The 25,015-nt window shown below is 40.4% G+C and carries 13 protein-coding genes; all 13 read left to right on the top strand.

Features of this window, described 5'->3' with window-relative positions; translation table 11 throughout:
• Positions 1–28 precede the first annotated feature (28 nt).
• The 13 genes from R2Q94_RS10150 to R2Q94_RS10210 all read left to right on the top strand — a co-directional run bounded on the left by R2Q94_RS10150 (position 29) and on the right by R2Q94_RS10210 (position 25,013).
• On the top strand, positions 29–1,456 hold the full coding sequence (locus R2Q94_RS10150; protein ID WP_316821339.1) for a Gfo/Idh/MocA family protein: 1,428 nt from the start codon (positions 29–31) through the stop codon (positions 1,454–1,456).
• A gap of 112 nt (positions 1,457–1,568) precedes the next feature.
• The gene (locus R2Q94_RS10155) at positions 1,569–3,182 is read left to right on the top strand and encodes a histidine kinase (protein WP_316821340.1); all 1,614 of its coding nucleotides are present in this window, start codon (positions 1,569–1,571) and stop codon (positions 3,180–3,182) included.
• A 154-nt stretch (positions 3,183–3,336) separates the two neighbouring features.
• On the top strand, positions 3,337–5,940 hold the full coding sequence (locus R2Q94_RS10160; RefSeq protein ID WP_316821341.1) for a zinc-dependent metalloprotease: 2,604 nt from the start codon (positions 3,337–3,339) through the stop codon (positions 5,938–5,940).
• Between the two features lie 37 nt (positions 5,941–5,977).
• Positions 5,978–9,337, top strand: a complete 3,360-nt coding sequence (locus tag R2Q94_RS10165; protein WP_316821342.1) for a SusC/RagA family TonB-linked outer membrane protein — start codon at positions 5,978–5,980, stop codon at positions 9,335–9,337.
• 11 nt (positions 9,338–9,348) lie between these two features.
• The gene (locus R2Q94_RS10170) at positions 9,349–10,674 is read left to right on the top strand and encodes a RagB/SusD family nutrient uptake outer membrane protein (protein WP_316821343.1); all 1,326 of its coding nucleotides are present in this window, start codon (positions 9,349–9,351) and stop codon (positions 10,672–10,674) included.
• A 97-nt stretch (positions 10,675–10,771) separates the two neighbouring features.
• Positions 10,772–11,527 (top strand): LytTR family DNA-binding domain-containing protein, encoded by a 756-nt coding sequence (locus tag R2Q94_RS10175; protein ID WP_316821344.1) that lies wholly within the window; start codon positions 10,772–10,774, stop codon positions 11,525–11,527.
• 107 nt (positions 11,528–11,634) lie between these two features.
• Positions 11,635–15,708 carry a two-component regulator propeller domain-containing protein gene (locus R2Q94_RS10180; protein ID WP_316821345.1) on the top strand — a complete coding sequence of 1,358 codons (4,074 nt, stop codon included), beginning with the start codon at positions 11,635–11,637 and terminating at the stop codon, positions 15,706–15,708.
• 117 nt (positions 15,709–15,825) lie between these two features.
• Complete coding sequence (locus R2Q94_RS10185; protein WP_316821346.1) at positions 15,826–15,969, top strand: hypothetical protein; 144 nt, start codon at positions 15,826–15,828, stop codon at positions 15,967–15,969.
• Positions 15,970–15,978: 9 nt separating this feature from the next.
• The gene (locus R2Q94_RS10190) at positions 15,979–16,860 is read left to right on the top strand and encodes an AraC family transcriptional regulator (protein ID WP_316821347.1); all 882 of its coding nucleotides are present in this window, start codon (positions 15,979–15,981) and stop codon (positions 16,858–16,860) included.
• A 235-nt stretch (positions 16,861–17,095) separates the two neighbouring features.
• On the top strand, positions 17,096–20,233 hold the full coding sequence (locus R2Q94_RS10195) for a TonB-dependent receptor (RefSeq protein ID WP_316821348.1): 3,138 nt from the start codon (positions 17,096–17,098) through the stop codon (positions 20,231–20,233).
• Positions 20,234–20,243: 10 nt separating this feature from the next.
• Positions 20,244–21,788, top strand: coding sequence for a RagB/SusD family nutrient uptake outer membrane protein (locus R2Q94_RS10200; protein ID WP_316821349.1), 1,545 nt, complete (start codon positions 20,244–20,246; stop codon positions 21,786–21,788).
• Between the two features lie 10 nt (positions 21,789–21,798).
• Positions 21,799–22,551: a hypothetical protein gene (locus R2Q94_RS10205; protein ID WP_316821350.1), complete on the top strand. Its 753-nt coding sequence runs from the start codon at positions 21,799–21,801 to the stop codon at positions 22,549–22,551.
• A 5-nt stretch (positions 22,552–22,556) separates the two neighbouring features.
• Positions 22,557–25,013, top strand: a complete 2,457-nt coding sequence (locus tag R2Q94_RS10210; protein WP_316821351.1) for a glycoside hydrolase family 2 TIM barrel-domain containing protein — start codon at positions 22,557–22,559, stop codon at positions 25,011–25,013.
• Positions 25,014–25,015 lie beyond the last annotated feature (2 nt).

Below are 25,015 nucleotides of genomic sequence, written 5' to 3' on the forward strand. Positions count from 1 at the left end.
GTACAACCGATATATAATTTAACCACAAATGAAACCTAATCGTAGAAAGTTTTTACAACAACTAGCTATTGGCTCCAGCGCAGTAGCAATGGGCTTACCCGCATTCGCAAAGTCGCCAGCATCAAACACAGAGGGCTTATTAAATGAATCTCCTTCACTTTATCCAAATACAAGCGGAGCGAGGTTTAATATGTCAGGATATGCAGCACCGAAAATTGATAAAGTAAAGATCGGTTTTATCGGACTGGGAATGCGTGGACCGGGTGCAGTAAGCAGAATGTCCTTTATTGAAGGTGTCGAAATTAAAGCACTATGTGATAAACTTCCTGAAAGAGCTGCCGCTGCACAAAAGACATTGCAGAAAAAAGGCTTGCCTAAAGCAAAGGAGTATTCTGGTGAAAATGGCTGGAAAGAAATGATTGAGAAGGAAGATCTTGATCTTGTTTATATCTGTACTCCTTGGCATTTACATACTCCTATGGCTGTTTTTGCGATGGAGCATGGCAAACATGCAGCTACAGAAGTTGCTGCAGCCCTTACAATTGATGAATGCTGGCAATTGGTGGAGACTTCAGAACGCACACGTAAGCATTGCATGATGCTGGAAAACTGCTGTTATGATTTCTTTGAAATGCTGACATTGAACATGGTTCGTCAGGGGATGTTTGGTGAACTGATCCATGCAGAAGGTGCCTATATCCATGACCTTTTAGACCTGAATTTTAGTAAGGATGGTTATGAAGACATGTGGAGATTAAAAGAAAATATTGATTATAATGGAAACATTTATCCAACCCATGGTTTAGGTCCGATTGCCCAGTGCATGAACATCAACAGAGGTGATAAAATGGACTATTTAGTGTCTATGTCTTCCAATGATTTCATGATGGGTGCTGAAGCAAAGAAAAGAGCCGAAAAAGATGCTTTCTACAATCAGTTTGTAGGTAAGAACTTCAGAGGTAATATGAACACCACCACGATCAGAACCAATAAAGGGAAAACAATGATGTTGCAGCACGATGTTACTTCCCCACGTCCATATTCGAGAATTCATGTATTGAGCGGTACGAAAGCTTTTGCCAGTAAGTATCCTGAACCAGAGCGTATTGCTTTTGGTCATGAATTCGTGAAAGACGCAGAATTGAAAAAATTATATGACACGTATACTCCACCGTTGATCAAACATGTTGGAGAAATGGCTAAAAAAGTAGGTGGTCATGGTGGAATGGACTTCATGATGGATTGGAGATTAATTGATTGTTTACGTAATGGATTGCCATTGGATCAGGATGTATATGATGCTGCTGCATGGAGCTGTATTGTTCCTTTAAGTAAAAAGTCGGTAGCAAAAAGATCAACCAGCATAGATATCCCTGATTTCACAAGAGGTAACTGGACGACCAATAAACCAGTAAACCTTACTTTAGATGGTGGTGGCAACACTACATTTAGATAAACTTCTTAAAAGATGCGCTCAATAGTCATTGAGATATCATAATGAATAGGCTGGGTTAACGCAAACGTTTGTGTTAACCCAGTTTCATTTCTCTTTTCCTATCTTTGCCGCAATGAAGCTTGCATTGCAAAACCCAAAATATCTGATAGTTATCGGTCTGGCAGTGTTCCTGTGTATCACTGGTGTTACTTTTTTTACTGGTCGCTTTCTCGAAGATCGGATGAATAAAACTGCCGATTTTGCAGAACGAAATGTTTACCGTCAGAAAATACTGGTCTTCCAATATGAATTTGACAATCTTTTCAAAGGGATGCAAGTAGCAACTACACTTTTTCCTGAATTGAAAGCTGACATTAGTGATGAACGCTTAATGCAAAACCTTGGAACAGTATTGTTATCAGATGAAAAGGTTAAGAAGGCTTGGTATGCCATTATTAGAGGGAATGATACGTCTTTTGTTTATCTGGTTAGAAATGCAGCCTCTTTTAAACAGGTGCCAATGCCTAAGTATGTAAAAGGTTGGGCAAAACAACAGTTTTTGGCCAATGATACCAGTAACGTACGGGGTATACAGACGAAGATCTCTCCGGCTTTGCATCTGTTAACAGCAAGCAATGCCATCGAATCAGATAGAGGGCGTCTTTTAACCGGTTTAGATATTGATCTTGTGGAATTACAGCATGCTTTTGCTCTAGTCGACGAAAGAGGGCAGTCCTATGCCATAATTGTAGATGAAAATGGCGTTTGTATTACCAGTCCGGATGAGAAACAAATTGGTAAGCAATTGTTTCATCCTAAGCAGGATACGCTGTTCAATCAGGTGACTCCTTATGGAAGGACGAAGAGTGAAAAAGTAGCGTCGGATTTTTTACAACTTCCGGTTACCCGGTATTATTTTCCAAATACCATTAATGGCTTGAACTGGACCATCATTGTTGATATTCCTGGTTTTTTATTGGATGATTTAACAGATATCCGTACTTATTCCATTTATATTGGTCTCCTCTCAGCTGCCATCATTTTAGGGCTCATTTGGCTATACCAGCGCAAATGGCAAAAAGAGTTTTTGCTGCGCAGAGAAGTAGAAGTAAACCGTCAGGAATTGCTAATGGAAAAGCAAGAGTTAAAGCTTCTTGCTGAAACCCATGGAAAGGATAATGCCATGCTGCAATTGAGTAAATTAAAAGAAAAAGTGAATCCTCATTTTCTTTTCAATTCCCTCAGTTCCTTAAATGCACTGATTGCAGAGGATACGGAGCTCGCTAAGGCATTTGTTCTGAAGCTTTCAAGGGTATACCGCTATGTGCTGGAATCATACCCTAGCGGACTTGCTCCGGTAGCAGACGAACTGCGCTTCATGAAGGAATATTTCTTCCTGTTAAAGATTCGCTTCGGGGATGCCCTGGAGCCTTTAGATATTCAGGTCGATGAAAGCCTGATGAAGGGCGAAATTCCCTTCATGAGTCTACAGACTTTGATTGAAAATGCCGTTAAACACAACATGCTTTCGAAAGAAAAACCATTGAAAATTACGGTTAGAACTGAGAAAAATAAGATAATCGTGAGCAATAACCTCCAATTGCGAACCGATGTCAAAGATTCCGGAAAACAGGGGCTCAGCTACCTGAAAAGCACTTATTCCTATTTTGGAAATCAGGACTTTAGCTTTGGAATCGAAGAGGAACACTTCAGGTGTTATCTCCCTGTTTTACATTTAACTGAATAGTAATCAGGACACAATATTAAGTTAACAATAAAAATTTCACTCCTTAAAAATGCGCTTTCACTAAGTATATTGTACGAGTTCACTCCCCAAAATTTCATAATCTGCCAATTATCCCCCACTTTGGAACATGATTTTGAATAAGACTTCATTTTTTTTGGCTGTTTTAGCAGGCTTGTTTACTACACAGGTAAACGCACAAACTCCTAAAAAATTTCCAACTAAAACCACTAAGAAAGTATTAGCTGACTCGCTAAAGAAAAAAAATGCTGCCGACACCACGAAAGGTAAGGAGCTGAAGAGTTATGCCGATTTGTTAAAGAAAGCAAAAACGGTAAATGGACTTTTTAAAGTCCACCAGGTAGAAACTGATTACTACTTTGAGATCCCACTTAAATTAATGGGTAAGGATTTCTTAGTGGTCAACAAAATATCATCCGTACCATTAGCATTGAATGAATCCGGATTAAATAAAGGGATGAACTTTGAAAACAAAGTGATTCGCTTTTCTCAAAATAAACTGGCGAAAACCATCTGGGTAAAAACAATCGTTCCTCAGGTAGAATCGCCGGAAGCAGATATGATCACCCGTTCTGTAAAAGATAATTTCATCGGTTCCGTAATCGAATCTTTCAAAATTGAAGCTTACAGCCCGGATTCATCCGCAGTAGTGATCAAAATGAATAGAGTTTTTGACGGGACAGATAAAAGTTTCAATGATGTGTTTACCGATGTTGGTTTAGGTACTTCGCCTAAAGCTGCTTTATCGGCAATTGAGCAGATTAAAAGTTTCCCTCAAAATGTAGTAGTACGCGCTTTATTAAGTACCCGAGTAACGGAAGGTCAAAACAGTATTCCAATTAGTATGGCGGTGACGACTAACGTACTTTTATTACCGGAGAGGCCAATGAAGCCTCGTTATGCAGACGATAGAGTAGGATTCTTTACCACTCCAAGATGGTACTTCTCCGATACGCAGCATAAAATGGAAAAAAGGGAACTGTTAACCAGATGGAGAATGGAACCTAAAGCAGAAGACCGTGCCCGTTATCTTGCAGGAGAATTGGTTGAACCAGAAAAACCAATCATATTTTATATTGACCCTTCTACGCCTCCACAATGGAGAGCACAAATCATTGCTGGTGTGGTAGACTGGCAAAAAGCTTTTGAAGCTGCAGGTTTCAAAAACGCCATTCAGGCAAGAGAAGTGAAAGACATCGCTGATTATGATGGTGATGACATTCGTTATTCGGAAATCACTTATGCTGCTTCGCCAAAATCCAATGCAATGGGCCCTGCTGTAATCGATCCACGTTCAGGAGAGATTCTGGAATCAGATGTGATCTGGTGGCACAATGTAATGACCTCTTTGCAAAGCTGGATGAGAATTCAGACTGGCGTGATCGACGAGGGTGCAAGAGCAAATAAGTTCTCTGATGCACGTATGGCACATGCCATTCGCTTTGTATCTTCTCATGAAGTGGGGCATACTTTAGGTTTGAAACACAACATGGGTTCTTCCTTCTCATTCCCAGTAGATTCTCTACGCTCGCCTTCATTTACGGATCGCATGGGCGGAACAGCTTCTTCGATCATGGATTATGCACGTTTCAACTACGTAGCACAACCAGAAGATAAGGTAACCAGCATTACCCCTAAAATTGGTATTTATGATAAATATGCAATCGCATGGGGATACCGTTGGTTAGATGTGAAGGATCCACATGAGGAAATTCCTGTATTGGCTAAATGGATTAAAGACCATGAAAACGATCCATTGTATTTCTATGGTGAACAACAAAGTTCCAATGTGATTGATCCAAGATCTCAATCAGAAGATTTAGGTGATGACGCAGTTAAAGCAAGTCGTTATGGTTTGTTAAACTTAAAGCGTTTGATTCCTCAGATTTCTACATGGGCTGCTAATCCTGGTGAAGATTATTATCAGGCAGGAAAATTGTATATGGCTGCCATCTTCCAATGGTTGACTTATGCAGAGCATGTTACTGCAAACATCGGTGGTTACTACCTGGAGAAACCAGTAGCAGGAGATCATAAGAATGCTTATACACCTGTTCCAAAAGCAACGCAGATCAAAGCGCTTGATTATTTGAAACAAGAGGTAATGGAAGTTCCGGATTGGTTGTTCAATAAGGATTTATTATTGAAAACATTCCCAATCAAGGATTCTCCGGCAGGACCATATGAGTATGCACCATACAATGTGAGACGCGAATTCCAATACGGTATATTGTATAGCCTGGTTAGTCAGGAGCGTTTATTGAGAATGATGGAGATGGAAGTCTTATTAGGTAAAGACAGCGTATTTACAGCTAATGAATTATTAAAGGAAGTAAGAGAGACCGTATTTGCGAAAACTCAACGTGGCAAGGCACTGTCGATTACTGACCGCATGTTACAACAAAACTATGTGGATGTATTATTGGTGAGCACCGACAAAATGTTGGAGAAAATTACTAAGACATCACTACAAGATAATAAGTTAAAAATGCAAAATCAATTGCAAGTGTGTGATTTCAATATAGATGGTAAATCAGTTGTAGGGGCTGAGGAGACATCATTGAGAAACATTCAGGTGAGTTCTATGAGCAGAACCTCTGACGTAGCAGCTGCGAAACGCAGTGAATTACTTCAGATTCTTACGATCCTGGAAAAGAACAAAGGCAGAGGCGATGATGCAACAAAAGGTCATTACTTAGACTTGATCCTTAGGATCCGTCAGAGTTTGAGAATGAACTAATAACAACCAAACAACTATAATATTTTAAAAAGGGGACATGAATAAACAATTAATGCTAATTTTAATCCTGCTGGGCTTTGGCTTTGCAGGTTTTAGCCAGAGCACTACGACCATCACTGGTCAGGTACTGGACGAAAAAGACGGTTTGCCAATACCTGGAGCCTCGGTATTTGTAGACAAAGCCATGATTGGTGAGCAAAGTGGAGTACCTGGTGTGATCCAGAATACAGTAGTAGGGACGGTAACTGATGGAGATGGTAAATTCTCTTTGAAAGTACCTGAAGGAACCACTGCTTTAAGAGTAACTTATTTGGGTTATGAATCTGCGCTGATCAATATTATTAACAAAACCCACGTGACTGTTTCTTTGAAGAATGCGGACAATACCTTGGGGGAGGTAGTCGTGAATGGTTATACTGATATTGCAAAGCGTAAAAATACGACAGCAACCGTAAAGCTGGACTACGATAAAGTACGTCAGACTGGTGTTGCCGGTATTGACCAGATGCTTGAAGGACAGGTTGCCGGTGTTTCTGTTGGAAACATTACTGGTGGTCCTGGTGCTGCTCCACAGATCAGAATCCGTGGTACGGTTTCTTTAAATGGTTCACAAGATCCTCTATGGGTGTTGGATGGACTGCCTTTGGATGGTACGAATTTGCCAAATACGATTAAAAGAGACGATATTGATCAATTGCGCAACTTGCCAATTGCGGGATTAAATCCTGATGATATTGCTGACATTACGATTCTTAAAGACGCTGCGGCTACCGCAATTTATGGGGCAAGAGCAGCAAACGGAGTAATTGTGATTACCACCAAAAAAGGGAAACAAGGTCCAATGGCCATCAACTTCTCTGCAAACTCATTCGTTTCACAACGTCCTGATTTGGGAAAACTGGACTTAATGAATGCAACAGAAAAAGTTGATTTCGAATTGGGTCTGGCTTCAAGGTCAGATTTAACTTATAGAGACAATCAAGGTGGTGTAGCCAGAATCCTGAACAAAAGCGGTGAACTGAACAAATTCAGAACAGGTGGTTTTTCTGCGCTATCTGCATGGACTCAAGAGGCGATTAATGGTTTAAGGGTACAAGGCACTGATTGGGGTAAAGAATTATACCAGAATGCCTTAAATCAGCAGTACACTTTAGGTTTGTCGGGTGGTTCTGAGCAAGCAACGTATTATTTCTCCGGAGGATATTACAATGAGCAGGGAACAACGAAACAAACAGGACTGGAACGTTATAACATGACGTTGAAAACTGATTATAAAATCTCACAAAAACTGAAAGCTGGTGTAGCATTCTTTGGTTCCAAATCGAAACGTAAAAGCTACTTTACAGATTCAGACTCTTTTACGAATTTAAGTACCTATACCAGAAATGTAAATCCTTACCAAACAGTAAGAGATGCTAACGGTAATTTTGCTTATGATGCTGATATTTTTGGAAATGTTGGTGGTGACGTTTATATTCCATTTAACACAGTGGAAGAACGTGAGAACACCCGCTACACGTTAGACAATAAAAGTGTGAAGACCATTATGGATTTGAACTATCAGATCAATAAAAATCTGAATATTCGAACAGAATTAGGTCTGCAGTTTGAAGATACAGGAATTGAAAAGTATGCCAGCCAGCAATCTTACAATTTACGTAAGCTGAAAGAAACCACCAGATATTATAACTCATCAACTAAGAAATACGAGTATTATCTACCAGAAGGTGGAATGATCTACAACCAAAATAATTCTTCTTTCCAGTACAACTGGAAGTCAATTTTAGAATACAAAAAGGTATTTGCTGAAAAGCATGAAATTGAAGCCCTTGCTGGTTCTGAGTTGAGAAGAACTTATGACGAAGGGGTGACTACCAGAGGATTTGGTTTCAACGAACGTACCTTGACAAATCAGGCAATTGTATTTAGAAATTCTTCAGATGCAGCCAGAAGCGATTTACGTCCTTACCAGAAAACACAGTTAGAAAATAAATACGCCTCTTTCTATGGTACATTGTCTTATACTTACGACAGAAAATATACCCTTTACGGAAGTATTCGTTATGATGGATCTGATTTATTTGGGGTAGATCCTAAATATAGATTCTTGCCGATCTATTCACTTTCAGGTGCATGGAATGCAAGTGAAGAGAAATTCATTAAAGATATCTCATGGATCTCTAATCTTCGCGTGCGTACTTCTTACGGTTTGCAAGGTAATATCGACAAGAATACGACGCCTTATGTAGTAGGGGAATACCAACAAAGTGGTATCCTTCCAGGAGGAAATCAATCTACGATCGTGGTTACTCGTCCGCCAAACAACAAGCTAAGATGGGAAAAGACTTCTACTTTTAACGCAGGTGTAGATTTTGGAATTTTGAACAATGCAGTTCAGGTGACCTTTGATTATTACAACCGTTTCAGTAAAGACTTAATTGGAATTGAAGAGCTGCAATTAGAAAATGGTTTTAATTTTACCAGTTCTAATTTCTCTCAAATCAGAAATAAAGGATTGGAGTTAACGGTTTCCACAAGAAACATTAGTAGCAATAGATTCCAGTGGTATACGGATTTCAACATTGCACACAATAAGAGCAAAGTCATCAGAGAAAAAGTACGTGCTAACCAGTTGAATCCATCTAAAGAAGGTTATCCTGTGAACGGACTATTTGTGATTAAAACCGCCGGATTAGATAAAGATGGAATTCCTCAATTCAAAAATAAAGATGGAAACATCGTTTCATTAGAGGAGTTTTACAAATTGTATGATCCTTATGCTGATAATGAATGGTTAGCGGGTTATTACACCAACAGTGCTTTGACTGACAAAGATTTCCAGGGCTTATACACATATGCCGGAAATGGAGATGCGGAATATACTGGTGGTGTAACCAACCGTTTCCGTTATGCAAATTTTGATTTATCGATCTCTGCACTTTTCAATATCAATAAATTGGTAAGGGAACAGGCACTTTACAATCCTGCACAGGTAGACCGTGGTAGAAATTACCCGAGAGCAATTCTTAATGCATGGAGCCCAACAAATACGAACAGTACTTTACCTGGAATTTATGGTTCTTCAACCAATCCTGATCGATGGATGGCTTATACATGGCAAAATGGAAATGATCCTGGAAATACCTATAAAGACATGGATATTTTCGTAAGAAACATGAGCTATGTGCGTATCAATAGTATTCGTTTAGGCTATACTGTACCTTCAAAAATTGCAGGAAAAGTAAAAGCCAATAGTTTACGAGTGAGTGTGGAAGCTAGAAATCCTTTTGTGATCAGTACAGATTATAAAGGTTACTTCGATCCGGAAACTTATGGTAACATTTATTCACAACCGATCACTAGAAGTATTTCTATTGGTCTAAATGCTAGTTTTTAATTCATAAGAAGATGAATAAGATTATAAAATTAAGCGCAGTTTTATTGCTGATGGTATCAGCAAGTAGCTGTAAAAAATACCTGGATGTACAACCGGTAGGAAAAGTTATTCCTACTACAGTGGAAGACTTCAGGGCTTTACTAAACTCTGGTTACACTCAGTTTCCAACCCATAAATCAATGTTGGCTTTTCGTACAGATGAGTTATTGGTAAATGATGATGAACCGAGTGCAGTACTTTTTCGTGACCAGTACAAATGGAACGATGAGAACCCGGATCCAAATTCCAGGGAATTGCCTTATGGTGGGTTTTATACCTCTATTTTTTATGCCAATTCTGTAATTGCAGATATTGAAACTAAAGCGGGTAAAACACCAGAAACCGCACAGATTAAGGGAGAGGCTTTTGTGCTTCGAGCTTACAATTATTTTGAATTGTTGAACCTATTTACGAAGCCTTTTAACAAAGGTACTGCAGCAGCTGATCGTGGTGTACCAATTTCGCTGATCATTGACATTGAAACTAATCATAAGCCTTCTTCAGTGGAAGCAGTTTACAATCAGATTTTTTCAGATTTAGCAGCTGGTCAGGCTTTGATGAATGTAGATAACTTCGCATCAGGATTGAACTATCGTTTCACTAAACGTGCGGCATTAGCTTTAACCGCTAGAATTCATGAGTTCAGAGGGGAGTGGGAAGCAGCACTTAAGGCAAGTCAGGATGCTTTAGCAATGAACAGTCAACTAGAAGATTTAAACAATGAGAAAGCGGTGTCTCCAAACAATTATTTGTCAAAAGAAAACATCATGTCGATGGAAGATACTTTTAACAGTGATGTAAGCAGAAGTTCTTATATGTCTCCACATTTAATTGGAATCTACGATCAGACTGCTGATAAACGATTTGGCTTGTACTTCGGTAAATCAGGAGGAGATTATGTTTCAACTAAAGGAAACAGCAACGCCTTCAAAATTTCTTTCCGTAATGGAGAGTTGTATTTGATCCAGGCAGAAGCAGCATTACAATTGGGTAACCTTTCTTTGGCACAACAAAGTTTGTTGGCTTTAAAAGAAAAACGTTATACACCAGCTTACTTCAGCACTGAAAAAGTACGTGTAATGGCATTGAATAATGATGGCCTGATGGAAGATATCTTGAAAGAGAGAGAAAGAGAGCTGGCTTTGGAAGGTCATCGTTGGTACGATCTTAAACGTTACGGTCAACCAGAATTGAAACATACGGTAAATGGTCAGGTTTTCACCTTATTGAAAAATGATCCAAGATATACCATTCGCTTCCCTCAATCGGCAGTGAAAGCAAATCCGAACCTTCAATAGTATTAATAACATATAGAAAGATTAGTGCGGGTGATTAACTCCGGTCTGTTTTACAGACCGGAGTTTTTTTTTACTTTTGCAGCCAAGCAAGATCAGGATGAAAGTAGCAATTATAGAGGATGAAGAGTTGGCGGCCGTTACCTTACGCAAGATGCTGGTTCAGTTAAATCCGGACATTGAAGTTCTGGCTACTTTGGCTACGGTAGAGTCGGCGGTAGAATGGCTGAGCAATAATAATCCCGACCTCTTGTTTATGGACATTCATCTGGGGGATGGCGAAAGCTTCCAGATCTTTGAACAGGTAGAAGTTGACTGCCCGGTGATCTTCACCACTGCTTACGATCAATACACGCTGAAAGCGTTTAAAAACCAGGGCATCGATTATCTGCTCAAACCCTTTGACGAAGAAGATGTGGCTGCTGCATTGGCGAAACTGAAAGGAATTCGTAAGATTTCTGAGATCGGATTACCACAAATCAGTTATCAAACCTTAGGTCCTGCGCCGAAAATCCGAAATCGTTTCATGGTGAAATTAGGTAAACTGATCAAGACAGTACAATCTGAAGATGTGGCTTACTTTATGGCCGAGGGAAAATACCTGTTCCTGGTCACCAATGATAAACAGAATTACATCATAGAAGAAACGATCGCCAGTCTGGAACCCCAACTAGACAGCTCCGACTTTTTTCGCATCAACCGTAAATTCATTATCAATATCAAAGCTGTCCGCGAGATGTACAAGCTTTCCAGAAACCGCGTCAGGATTGTACTGGAACCTGCACCTTTAGAAGGGCTGGAAGTGGTGGTGAGTGAAGAGCGAGCAGAAGCCTTTAAAAACTGGTTAAATCAATAATTCTTGCGGGTTTTTGGTAGGGAAGGTATTTTTTATATACTTTTACCCCTAACCGAATATTACAATTTACTGCCATAATTAGCAGAAACTTGTGCAAGAATGAAAAAATGAACCACTACAAACTATTGCTTCTGGCATTGCTGTTTTCCTATTTTGGAAGTACTGCGCAACAAAAAAGCATTAGCTTTAATCACTTAACAGTAGAGAACGGATTGTCACAAAGCAGTGTACTATCCATTACACAAGACAGCCTTGGCTTCATGTGGTTTGGTACTAAAGACGGTCTCAATAAATTCAATAGTCAGAACTTCGAAGTTTATAAATACCATAAAAAAGATACCAGCTCTTTAACGAGCAGTATGAACATTAACGCCTTGCTTACAGATAGCAAGGGGAATGTATGGGTAGGCACGCAGAAAGGCCTAAACCTTTATCTGCCAAAAACCAATTCTTTCAAGCGCTTTCAATACCATCCTCAACAAAAACACAGTCTCAGTAATAATGTCATCAGAAGTATTTTTGAAGACCGTCAGGGTTTTCTTTGGGTAGGTACAGATAGTGGTTTAAATAAACTGGTGGCACCTGATAAATTTGAGCGCTTCATGACAGTTGCTGATCCCCAGAATGGATCTATACATCATTTGATTAAATCTGTATACCAGGATTATAATAATGTGATGTGGATAGGCACCATGCAGGGACTAACCAGTATGGTCCTGAAAAATGGAAAATATGTATACCGCTCTTATGTACATGACCGGAATCGTCCGGAAAGTTTGAGTGATAATGACGTTGGTTCCATTTTGGAAGACAATAAAAATAACCTCTGGGTTGGCACACATAGTGGTGGATTGGAATTAATGGACCGTAAATCAGGTACATTCAAACATTTCCGATTTAGAAAGGGGCAGGCCAATAGCATTAGTAGTAATGTGATCCGGAAAATGATACAGGCCAGAGATGGAAAGCTTTGGGTCTCTACCTTAAATGGGATCAATATCATTGATGTGGAAACACATGAGATCAAAGTTCTGAATCACCTTCCCGACGATCCTTCCAGTTTAAACCAGAATTCTATCTACGACCTGATGCAGGATGCCGCAGGTTCGATCTGGGTGGGTACATATTATGGTGGTGTCAATGTTTATCACCTAAATTCAACTCCTTTCCGGGAGTATAAATCCAAGATCGGTAAAAACGGACTGAGCAGTAATGTGGTTAGTGCGATGGTGGAAGATTCGAAGAATAACCTTTGGATAGGAACAGAAGCAGAAGGACTTAATTATTATGACCGGTCATCGGGCAGGTTTAGTAGTTTTAGGCATGATCCCGAAAATCCCTCTTCCTTAAGTTCTACACTCGTTAAGGCTGTTTCTATAGACCACAAGGGAAGGGTATGGGTGGGGAATTATGAAGGTGGCCTGGATTTATTTATGCCGGAAACTAAAAACTTCCGCCATTATGGGGCAAATTCTAAAGATCCGGGATCACTAAATTCCAATCGGATTATTGCTTTGCTGCACGACAGACAGCAACGTTTTTGGGTTGGAACGCGTGCCAATGGTATTTTTCTATATAACGAAGAAAAAGATAACTTTTCGCCTTTTCTTGGTGGACAAGACAAACACGATCTAAAGGTAGTCCGCTGCCTGTTTCAGGATTCTAAAAACAACATCTGGATTTGCTGTAGCTCGGGAACTTATATTCTGGAGCCAAATGCAAAAAAACTGAGGAGGTTTAAAAATAATGATGAGCGGGTATTGTTCAACGACATCAATTTTGTACAGGAAGATTCCCGGGGAAACATTTGGCTGGGTGGTTATGAATCCGGATTGATCCGTTACACACCTCAATATAAAACCATCCGTTCCTTTAAAAAGGAAGATGGCTTGCCTAGTAATGTGATCCTTGGCATGTTGGAAGACGATAAAGGTAACCTTTGGATCAGTACAGACAATGGACTTTCTAAATTTGACCGCAAGTCTTTTAAAACCTATACCGTGAGAGACGGTCTCCCTGGAAATGTATTCAATTATAATTCTTTCTTTAAAGATAGTAAGGGAGAGTTTTTCTTTGGAGGATTTAATGGATTGCTGAGTTTCTTCCCAGACCAGATCAAGGACAACGATCGGGTGCCTAAGGTGGTATTTACCCGTCTCAAGCTTTTCAATAAGCCCATCGCCATCAATGATGAAACGGAGTTGTTGAAAGAGAACATCAGTCTGACAAAAGAACTGACTTTCTCTTACCATCAGAATATTTTTACGGTAGATTTTGCAGTATTGAATTATATCAAATCTGAGAAGAACAGATATGCTTATAAGCTGGAAGGTTTTGAAAAGGACTGGAATTATGTAAATGTTCCTTCGGCTACTTTTACCAACCTTCCTTCAGGTACTTATACCTTATTGATCCGAGGCTCCAACAATGACGGGCTATGGAATCCTGTGCCTACAAAACTCCTGATCCATGTGAACCCACCTTTCTGGAAAACCTGGTGGGCTTACCTGATTTATTTATCCGTTTTTGTTGCCTTGCTCTTCCTGTTCTCCCGTTTTCTTTGGATCCGGGCATTCCTGAAGAGAGAGCAGGAGGTATATCAAATGAAACTCGATTTCTTTACCAATGTTTCTCATGAGATCAGAACTCCACTGACTTTGATAGAAGGGCCATTGGACACACTGATCAATGAAACGAAGGAATCACCAGTCTTAAATAGAAAGCTGTTAACCGTAAGGAGAAACGCGGGTCGATTAACCAGATTGGTCAATGAACTGCTGGATTTCAGGAAAGCTGAATCCGGGAAATTGAGCCTGAATATCTCACCGGGGAATATTGTGACTTTTGCGCAGGAAATTTACCTGTCTTTTACAGAGCTGGCCATCAAACAAGGAATCGATTATCAATTCCTATCAGAAGAAGCCCAGATAGAAGTGTATTTTGACAATGAGCAATTGGAAAAAGTCTTGTATAATCTTTTGTCGAATGCCTTTAAATGTACGCCAGAAGGTGGTACTATACGCTTATCTGTTTTAAAAACGACAACCGATTTTGTAGCGCTCCGCATTTGCGATAATGGGAAAGGCATTCCGGAAGAAAGTAGAGAAAAGTTGTTTACCAATTTCTATCAGGTCAAAGATCCACTTTCCAGGAACAGTGGTACGGGTATTGGACTGGCACTTTCCAAAAAGATTGCAGAGTTGCACCATGGTCAGCTGTTTCTAGCAGAGCAGAAAGACATCCCGGAAGCAGATGTTCGTACCTGTTTCTGTTTGAAGTTAAAACTGGGACAGGAACACTTTTCAAAAGAAGAACTGGTACAGGATTTCCAAAACAGTGAAAATCCTGCCCATTACCAGGCTGATGCGCTCGCTCTTGAAAGCCAAAGCCCGCTGCCTGCGGTATCGGAATCTGTAACCAATGAAGAGCAGGTCACCGTTTTAATCGTAGAAGACAATCATGAGGTTCGGGATTTTATCCTGCAATCCCTGCGTCCATTTTACCTGGTCCTGGAAGCAGAAAATGGCGCGAAAGGTTTGGAACTAGCCATAGAGAAAATACCTGACCTGATTGTAAGTGATGTCATGATGCCGGTAATGGATGGATTGGAATTGTGCAGGACCTTAAAAACTGACGTCAGAACCAGTCATATTCCAGTGATCCTGCTCACCGCGAGGACTGGGAATATCCATGAAGTTAACGGTTTGAAAACCGGTGCTGAGGCTTACCTTACGAAACCTTTTAGCATTAGCAGTCTGCAGTTGACGATTTCAAACCTACTCATGCTTCAGGCCAATATGAGAAGGAAATTTAGTCAGCAGATTACCCTGCAACCCGCCAATATTTTAATAGAATCTTCAGATGAGGAATTCCTGAATAAGGTCATGATCCTGATTGAAAATAATTTCAGCAACCCAGACTTTAGTGTAAATACACTGGCTTCTGATCTGGGGATGAGTACGCCCATTCTGTATAAAAAGATAAAGGTGCTGACCGGTCTTACGGTGAATAATTTCATTAAATCTGTTCGCCTGAAAAGAGCAGCTCAGCTGCTAAGGCAAAAGGCATATACGGTTTATGAGATTGCTTATATGGTAGGATTCAATGATCCCAAATATTTCAGTAAAGAGTTTGTGAAACAGTTTGGAAGGACCCCCTCTGATTATGCCTTGGAAGAATAATTCATACGCGTTTTAAGAATTTCCCCCTTTAAACTTAAGAATTTCCCCCCTTGGAGCTATAAAGGAGCGGTACATTAGCAAAACCAAGTATAATTTATCTGTAAGACCAAAGATCTAATGAACGAGTATTCTATGATTTCTTGTCCTGTATTTTCCGCCAATAGGAATGTTTTTCAGGATTCTTCAACGCAAGCCATTACCGGAGCGATCTATGGGTCTCCAGGTTTTCACATTAACGTTTCTCTGATTTCAACTAAATAATTATTGATTATGAAAGCACAACTACTCAAAGTATCAATGGCTCCTGCTCAATCATTTAGTGTCAGACAGGATGTCGAACCATTTGTAAACAACAAATGGCATTACCACCAGGAACTGGAATTGATTTATTTCAAAGAAGGTAAAGGCACCCAGTTTATCGGTGATAGTATTCAATCCTTTGACTCCGGCGACCTGCTATTGGTAGGCGCTCATCTGCCTCATTACTGGAGGTTTGAAGATGCTTATTTCGAAGCAGGGGAAAGGAGTGGCACAGCCGATGTAAAAGTTGCGCATTTTAGTGAAGATCTGTGGGGAGATTTCTTCCTGAACCTACCAGAAAATAAGGCATTGAAAGATGTAATGGAGAAATCCAAAAGAGGATTAAAGATCAAGGGAAAAAATAAAGAATTGGTGGCAGCTTTACTATGTAGGATGCTGGAAGCTGAAGGAACTGAAAGGATCATTCTGTTGATGCAGGCATTATTGGAAATCTCTAAATGCGGGGAATTGGAAACCTTAGCCTCACTTGGATTTCAATATGATCTGGAACAGGTGGAAAAAGATCGGATCAGTGATATCTATGAATATACTTATGCCAATTTCAGGAATAAGATCTGTCTGGAAGAGATCGCTGATGTAGCCAGAATCAGTCCGAATTCTTTTTGTCGTTATTTTAAGTCGAGGACCAGAAAAACTTATTCTCAGTTTCTGACGGAGATCAAAGTAGGGCAGGCCTGTAAGCTCTTAATTGAAGCCCACCTCAACCTCAAACAAATCTGCTATAACAGTGGCTTTAATAATTTTGCCAGTTTCCATAAGTGTTTTAAAAAAGTAACCGGAAAAAGCCCCCTTTGTTACCAGAGGGAGTTTGTAACCGAATATATCAACTAATAAACCGAGCCAATTCTGTTGACAACTACGCCAAACCAACCGACTGATTCCTGAAAAATAATCCGTCAATTAGCTTAACCAAATATTAAACTTAAAAGAACCAACAATGAAAATGACCACCACAAAAAGCCATAGGGGATATATGGCCTCTACCTCCTGACCAGCATCTTACCGGATTCCCGGTTTATTTTGCTGAAGATCAATTAAAATATTTACTCATTTTTAAAACTGAAGTATGAAGGAAATTTATACTATGAACCTCTATTTGTCTGACAAATGGAAAATGTGCAAGATCAGGACGGTTGGCGTAATCGTTTTATTAGCCATGGGGATGTTGTTTTCCCCGGCTATCTATGCACAAAAAACAATCACCGTTAAAGGTGTGGTGAAGGATGATAAGGGCGGGAATCTTCCAGGTGTAGGGGTGAAAGCCAAAGGGACTACAATTGGAACTTCTACCAATGGGGATGGTGCCTACACTTTAAATGTACCAGGCGAAACGACGGTATTGGTATTTAGCTATATCGGTTATATGCCTCAGGAAATTACCGTTGGAAACAAAACAACGATAAACATCAATTTAAAAGAAGATTTTTCTGACCTGGAAGAGGTCGTAGTTACCGGTTATGGCGGGGTCGCAAAAAAGAAAGACCTGACAGGCGCGAGTTCCTCTGTCAACGAAAAAGCCATTAAAGAACGTCAGCCAATTAACCTTTTTGATGCTTTGCAAGGCCAGGCAGCAGGGGTTTTAATTGTGAATGATGGTGGTGGAGCACCTGGCGCAACTGGTTCCATTCAGATTCGTGGTACTTCCACTTTAAATGGTGGAAACGGTCCATTATATATCGTGGATGGGGTGATCGATCCGAATGGTGCAAACATTAACCCAGCCGATATGGCCGGTATAGAAGTGTTAAAAGATGCGGCTTCAGCCTCTATTTATGGTTCACGTGCTGCAAACGGGGTAATTTTAATTACCACCAAAAGAGGACAGGAAGGCAAACCTTCTATAGACCTGACTTATAATCATGTTTTTGGACGTTTAGCGCATAGCATTCCAATCAGTAATTCTGCTGAAGTACGTGCATTCAGGTCTATTCAAGGCAGAACAAATGCGACAGATTCGCTGAATCCAAGTTTTAATGCCGACAATGATTTGCAGGAGATCCTTTTAGGTAACCTGGCACAAAAGAAAGAGATTAAACTAGGTGTGAGCGGTGCAAACAAAGGATTGAATTATTATACCAGTTTGAATTACCTGGATGATAAATCGATCATTATGAACAGCTGGGCAAAACGTCTGCAATCAAGAGTGAACATTGGGTATCAGGTTTCCCCGAAATTCAAATATTCAAACAACATCTCATTTGGCTGGTCCAAAGGGAATGCCATTCCAGTAGGAAATACCATCAGAGTGGTGATCGACAGGCCAGCTTATTCCTTGTTGTATTATCCCGATGGGACTTTAACGAGTTATATCGCTTCTAAACGAAACCCGATTGCTCAGGCTTTATATGAAAGGGATGAGGACGAGGTGTATTCTGCCCAATTGAATAATCAGATTGATTATTCCTTTACCAATGACCTGAAGTTTACCACTTTGTTCAATGCTACATTCGACAATGCTCAGAATATGTATTTCTCTCCAAGAATAATCTCTGCGAATAAAGATCAGAATTCAGGGAGAAATGAGATGACCAAAACCTTCCGCTGGGAGTATCAGGCTTACATGAACTATAACAGAACTTTATTAACAGACCATACTTTCTCTGGATTATTGGGTTTTAGCGCAGATAGAAGAAAGTTCGATCGGGTACATACAGAGTACCTGAATAGTGTAAATGAAGAAATCTTTGTAACGCTTCCGGATTACCTGAATGCTTCCAGAAGTTACACGGATGGAACTGCAAACTCTACAGTTTCTATCTTTAGTAGATTAGGATATAACTATAAAGGACGATACATCTTGCAGGGAACTTATCGTAGAGATGGATCTTCAAGATTTGGACCGGAAAATCGTTGGGGTAATTTCTTCTCTGCATCTGCTGCATGGCGTTTCTCTGATGAGAAATTCATGAACTTTGCTAAACCTTACCTGGAAGATGCAAAACTTCGTTATAGTTTTGGTCAGTTAGGAAACGATAAAATCGGAGATTACGAATCTTATACCAAATATGGATTTTCTGGTAATTACAATGGTATTGGTGCTGCAGTACCGATTTCCAACTTTGGTAACCCTTATATCAAATGGGAAACTACTACACAGAACAACATTGGAATGGACTTGAGCTTCTTCAAAGGAAGGCTAGGATTTACCGCCGATTACTACGTAAAAGAGACCACTAATTTACTATACCCAAGGGAACTGGCGAAAGAAACAGGTTTCAACACCGTACAGGTGAACCTGGGAACCATCCAGTCTAAAGGTTTAGAGTTTGTAGTGAATGGAACACCAGTGGCGTCGAAGAATTTCGAATGGAATGTAATGGGTAACCTCACCTTTGAACGTGGGAAGATTAAGAAGCTAGCAGGTGGTATTCCGTTATTTGTTGGAAATAAATGGTATGTAGAAGAAGGTGGTAAAATTGGTAATTTCTATGGCTGGAGAAATCTGGGTGTATACCAATGGAATGAATCGAATGCCTATGATGAGAACTGGAAAAAACTGACAGTTGTACTGGAAAATGGTGCGCCGAAAATTGAGAATGGTAAGCCGGTATATACCAAAGACGGACAACTTTATACCGGTAATGTATTGAGCAAACGTGCACCGGACGGGAAATTAAAAGGTGGTGATGCCGAATGGGAAGAGGTGAAAGAAGATGGGGTAATTGATGATGAAGACCGTCAGATTCTGGGCAATGCGACGCCTGATTTCTATCTGGGTGTCACCAATAACCTGCGCTACAAAGCCTTCTCTTTATCCTTTACTTTCAATGGCTCTTTTGGTGGAGAAGTATACAATACTTTATTGCAAAGTCAGAATAATCCCTCCAATACAGGTGCCGGTTCTCCGGATATCGTGTACAATTCCTGGAGAAAGCCTGGAGATGTGGCGAAATATCCATATTACATCGAGAAGAACAACCGTGGAAACCTGAAAACCAATCAGAACAGTCTTTATATCGAAGATGCTTCCTTCTTTAGGTTATCAAGTGCACGCTTGTCGTATCAATTGGATGAAAAATGGTCTAAAGTGGTTCATCTGAGAAGAGTTACTACTTATATATATGGAACCAATTTATTAACCTGGACCAATTACCGTGGTTACGATCCTGAGTTCAGTACCAGCAACCCATTAACTCCGGGTGATGACGTAGGTAAATATCCAAGAAGAAGAGAGTTTGGTTTTGGTATCAATGTTAATTTCTAATATGATGATGATGAAAAAATTAATCGCAATGTCTGCATTAGGTGCAACACTGTTATTAGGAGGTTGTAAAAAGTTTTTAGATGAACGACCTTTCAATCAGGTGCCAATAACAGATTTTTATAAAAACAGATATGATGTAGAAGCGGCAGTTGCAGGAATGTATTCCGGATTTCAGCTGGAAATGGTCGGAAAAGATCAATACACCGAAAAGTACATGTACTGGGGAGAGTACCGTTCAGATAATTTTGACCGCTTTTTAATCTATACCAAGGATTATGTAGATGAAATTGTATTGAACAGTTTAACACCTACCAATCAGTTCTCGGATTGGAGTGGATTGTATGCGGTGATCGGTAGAGCCAATAACAACATCAAATATATCCCATTAGCAGCCAGTCTGGATCCTTTACTCACAAAGGCCATGATTGATAGTTATCTTTCTCAAACCTATGCCATGCGTGCCATGAGTTATTTTTATCTGGTACGTGTTTGGGGAGATGCACCGATTAGGTTGGAACCTTATGAAACATTGGATCAGCCTTCCCAGGAACCCAGAGCAGCAAAAGATAAAGTGATCAATGAAGTGATCATTCCAGATTTAGAGAAAGCTTATGCTTTAGTGAAAAAGGGTGATAAATCTGTGGTTTTTAACCTTGGTGAAGCGGCCATCTGTGCAACCATGGCAGATGTGTACATGTGGAAGAAGGATTATGCGAATGCGATCAAATGGATTAAGCTTTTATTCGCGGCTAAAGGTCCTACAGGAACAGTTTATGCAGGAACAAATGAGGCCAACTTACAACCTTCAGCAACCTGGAAAAGTGTGTTTACCGCTCCTGCAAATAGTATTGAGTCGATCTGGAGCATCCATTGGGATTACCTGAAAAATGGTTGCGCCTGTATGCAGACCTCCTGGACATCCAACAACAAACAAGTGGTGGTGGACGAAGGAATCTGGGCGACCTGGTTCCAGCCACAATCGCAGACAACAAGGTCTTCAGATATCAGACCGAGACAAACTGCAGATGTGTTTTTGGCACAGCCGAAACCGAACAGGGACCGTTTTATTAAATGGTATCCAACGGCAGCCAGTCCAACTGCAACAGATCCATGGCCGGCTACCAATCAGGCAGCACCAGTTTACCTGACCATGTACCGTTTGGCGGATATTTATCTTTTATATGCGGAAGCATTGAATGGATCAGGTGATTTGCCAACGGCTTTGAAATATTTGAATTATGTGCGTAAACGTGCAGGAATTCCGGAATATCTGGCTGGAGATCCTCTGGTAGCGAACCAAATTGCCATGGAAGATGCCATTCTTAATGAAAGACAACTTGAGCTTTTTGGCGAAGGGAAAAGATGGTTCGACCTGGTTCGTACCAATCATGTGAAGAAGGTGATGGATCCTATTTTGATCAGAAGACAAACGGCAGCTGGAAATATAGAGACACCGGGCTTCCTGAATCCTGAGCAAAAGGTTTACTGGCCACTACACAGAAATGTGCTGAATTCCAATTATAAATTATACCAAAATCCTGGTTACACTGATTAAAAGATCGCATATGAATAAGCTCAATATTTTAGTAAAAAGGTACGCCTTTATATTGCTTTTACCACTGGCAGCCGGATGTAATATGTTCGGTATGGAAATGCAAAAGAAATACGACTATAATCCTAAAACCCTGGATCCGAATATTAATATATCGGCCAGGCAATTTTTAGAAAACCGTTCTTATACCAGTACAACCAATCTTAGTGATACCGTGTTTAAGTGGATGAGGAAAGGTCTTGAATATGCTGAAATCGACCTTGCTGCATATGAAAAGCAAGGGATGACTTTCATCTTTCTGCATAATGATGCAGTTAGGGTTTGGGATGCCAAAGCCAAAAAGGTAACTGCAGGAATGTGGGTCGATTTTCCAATTATCACTTTAAAGCCGGGAACGAATGAAATTTTAACGAGTCGACCGGCCAGCAGGTGGGAAGATTACCCGAAAGAAGATGTAAGGAACTACTTTTTATACCTGATGTTACAGGGAAATTATAATTTCAATAACATCCGGTTAACGCCTGTTGAGGCCCAAACGATGTTGCCTCCAGGGACACTTGCTACGAAAGCCTCTGGCCTTGGGTTACTAAATGACTTTAAAGGATTTGATCAGGAAGGCAAAATGAGCCTAAGGATCATCAACAACGATGACCTTGCTCCAATTGAAATTAACAAGAAAACGAAAAACAGATCTGGTGGTTATGTGACCACAAACGCGATTGTCCATGTATATGGCAATACGGTTTACCCTTTCCGAGTAGAATAAAATTTATGAGAAGACTTACTTTAGCCATTTTTTGCACGATCCTATTTAATAATGTATTCGCACAGCAAAGTCAACGTTTAACCCAGAACTGGGAATTTTTGAAGGGAGACCTCGGTGGTATATATGAAGCCATCAGGCCAGTGAAGGCTGGAAACCCGGAAAGTGTTCCGGTATGGGAGCAGGTCACACTTCCGCATTGTTTCAATGCAAAGGATGCTGTTACGCCAGATCTGAACTATTACCAGGGGCCGGGTTGGTACCGGACACAGCTGTCGATCAATAATCCGTATAAAAATGGAAGAACGCTGCTTCATTTTGAAGGGGCGGGTCAGAAAACTAAAGTGTATGTCTATGATGTTTTAGTAGCCGAACATACTGGAGGTTACGATGAATGGACGGCTGACATTACCGATGCGGTTGCAGCCTTCCGTAAAAATCCTTTATTCCAAAAACAGTTTAAAGGAAAGATCCCGGTGGAAATCCGTTCGGATAACTCCCGGGATCTTGAAATGATCCCTTCGGATCTTTCAGATTTCAATGTGTATGGTGGTTTGTATCGCTACCTGAACCTGCAGTATCAACCACAGGTTTCGGCTGAAAAGCTTTTCGCAACGGCAAGTGTTGATGTGAAAGGGGCTCTGGGAACTTTGAAAATCAGTTCCCGTCTGCTAAATCCTGATGGGGTAGACACCATTATGCTGAAATTACAGGTAAAAGATCCCCAAGGGAAATTGGTAGCCAGTTTTAATAAAGAATGGAAAGCATTTTATGGTAAAAAAGAGCTTTGGGAAACTACTTTGAAGAATCCTAAACTATGGTCTACCGAAAATCCTAACCTGTATACGGTTGAAATGAGCATCACTGCCAATGGTGTTTCATCGGTTCATTCCGAGAAAATAGGTTTTAGAAACTTTGAGTTCGTAAAAAAAGGGCCTTTTATGTTGAATGGTAAAAGGCTTTTATTAAGGGGAACACATCGTCATGAAGACCATGCAGGTGTTGCAGCAGCGATGACAGAAGATCAGATCCGTGAGGAGATGGTACTGATGAAAAGTATGGGAGTGAATTTTATCCGTCTGGGTCATTACCAGCAATCCAGAATTGTACTGGATTTATGCGATAGCCTGGGGATTTTAGTTTGGGAAGAGATTCCATGGTGTCGTGGTGGTTTGGGTGGCGAAAGCTATAAAAATCAGGCACGTACTATGTTGGTAAATATGGTGGAACAACATTATAACCATCCTTCCATTATCATTTGGGGTATGGGTAATGAAAACGACTGGCCAGGGGATTTCTCTGAGTTTGATCAGCATAAGATCAGGGAGTTCATGAAAGAACTGAATGACCTTTCCCATGTTTTAGATCCTTCCAGAAAAACAGCAATTAGAAGGTGTGATTTCTGTAAAGACATTGTAGATGTTTATTCGCCTTCCATCTGGGCAGGTTGGTACCGTGGAATTTATACCGAATATAAAGATGTATCTAAGCAGGAATTTGATAAAGTAGACCATTTCCTTCATGTAGAATGGGGAGGAGATAGCCATGCCGGCCGTCATTCGGAAAGTCCGGATAACGCTTTGAGTCTGGTGACTACAGGTAAAGGTGCAGATGAGCGTGCTGGTGATGCTTCCTTATTTGGTGGCAGTGCGCGTGTTTCTAAAGATGGCGATTGGAGTGAAAGTTACATTGTGAACCTGATCGACTGGCATTTGAAAGAACAGGAAACCATGCCCTGGTTAAGTGGTGCCGCTTACTGGCCATTTAAAGATTTTTCTACTCCGGTCCGTCCGGATAATCCAGTTCCTTATATGAATCAAAAAGGGGTGGTAGAGCGTGATTTTACAAAAAAAGAAGCATTCTATGTGTTCCAGTCGTACTGGACAACGGCGCCAATGATCCATATTTATGGGCATTCCTGGCCGGTAAGGTGGGGGGCTGCTGATGAGCAGAAGATGATTAAGGTATACGCTAATCTCGATGAGGTAGAACTCTTTCTGAATGGTAAAAGTCTGGGTAAGAGAAAGAGAAACAGTCAGGATTTTCCTGCTGCTGGATTGAGGTGGATGGTGAATTTTAAAGAAGGGCAGAACACGATCAAAGCGGTAGGCAAGAAAGATGGAAAAGTATTTACTGATGAGATCACACAGGAATATCAAACCGCTAAATGGGACAAACCTGCAAAAATGGTTTTGGAAAAAATCTCTGAAAAGGATGGTGTTGCTACGATTCAGGTTAAAGTGCTGGACAAGAACAATATTTTGTGTCTGGATGCACAAAACTATGTCAGCTTTGGAATCACTGGAGATGGAACTTTAATGGATGATTTGGGAACTGCCCGTGGTTCAAGAAAAGTTCAGCTTGGAAATGGTCGTGCGGAGATCAGTATTCAGATGAATAAAGGAAAGAGTGTAGCCAGTGTAAAAGCTGATGGATTGGCATCCGCATTTGTCGAAATAAAATAATT

This window comes from Pedobacter gandavensis (genome assembly GCF_032678465.1).
Lineage (GTDB): Bacteria > Bacteroidota > Bacteroidia > Sphingobacteriales > Sphingobacteriaceae > Pedobacter > Pedobacter gandavensis_B.

Excerpts from the sequence above, each read along its gene's own strand:
- R2Q94_RS10195 (WP_316821348.1), top strand. The coding sequence starts at position 17,096 with ATGAAGGAAATTTATACTATGAACCTCTATTTGTCTGACAAATGGAAA.
- R2Q94_RS10175 (WP_316821344.1), top strand. The coding sequence starts at position 10,772 with ATGAAAGTAGCAATTATAGAGGATGAAGAGTTGGCGGCCGTTACCTTA.
- R2Q94_RS10165 (WP_316821342.1), top strand. The coding sequence starts at position 5,978 with ATGAATAAACAATTAATGCTAATTTTAATCCTGCTGGGCTTTGGCTTT.
- R2Q94_RS10190 (WP_316821347.1), top strand. The coding sequence starts at position 15,979 with ATGAAAGCACAACTACTCAAAGTATCAATGGCTCCTGCTCAATCATTT.
- R2Q94_RS10200 (WP_316821349.1), top strand. The coding sequence starts at position 20,244 with ATGAAAAAATTAATCGCAATGTCTGCATTAGGTGCAACACTGTTATTA.
- R2Q94_RS10205 (WP_316821350.1), top strand. The coding sequence starts at position 21,799 with ATGAATAAGCTCAATATTTTAGTAAAAAGGTACGCCTTTATATTGCTT.
- R2Q94_RS10210 (WP_316821351.1), top strand. The coding sequence starts at position 22,557 with ATGAGAAGACTTACTTTAGCCATTTTTTGCACGATCCTATTTAATAAT.
- R2Q94_RS10150 (WP_316821339.1), top strand. The coding sequence starts at position 29 with ATGAAACCTAATCGTAGAAAGTTTTTACAACAACTAGCTATTGGCTCC.
- R2Q94_RS10155 (WP_316821340.1), top strand. The coding sequence starts at position 1,569 with ATGAAGCTTGCATTGCAAAACCCAAAATATCTGATAGTTATCGGTCTG.
- R2Q94_RS10180 (WP_316821345.1), top strand. The coding sequence starts at position 11,635 with ATGAACCACTACAAACTATTGCTTCTGGCATTGCTGTTTTCCTATTTT.
- R2Q94_RS10185 (WP_316821346.1), top strand. The coding sequence starts at position 15,826 with ATGAACGAGTATTCTATGATTTCTTGTCCTGTATTTTCCGCCAATAGG.
- R2Q94_RS10170 (WP_316821343.1), top strand. The coding sequence starts at position 9,349 with ATGAATAAGATTATAAAATTAAGCGCAGTTTTATTGCTGATGGTATCA.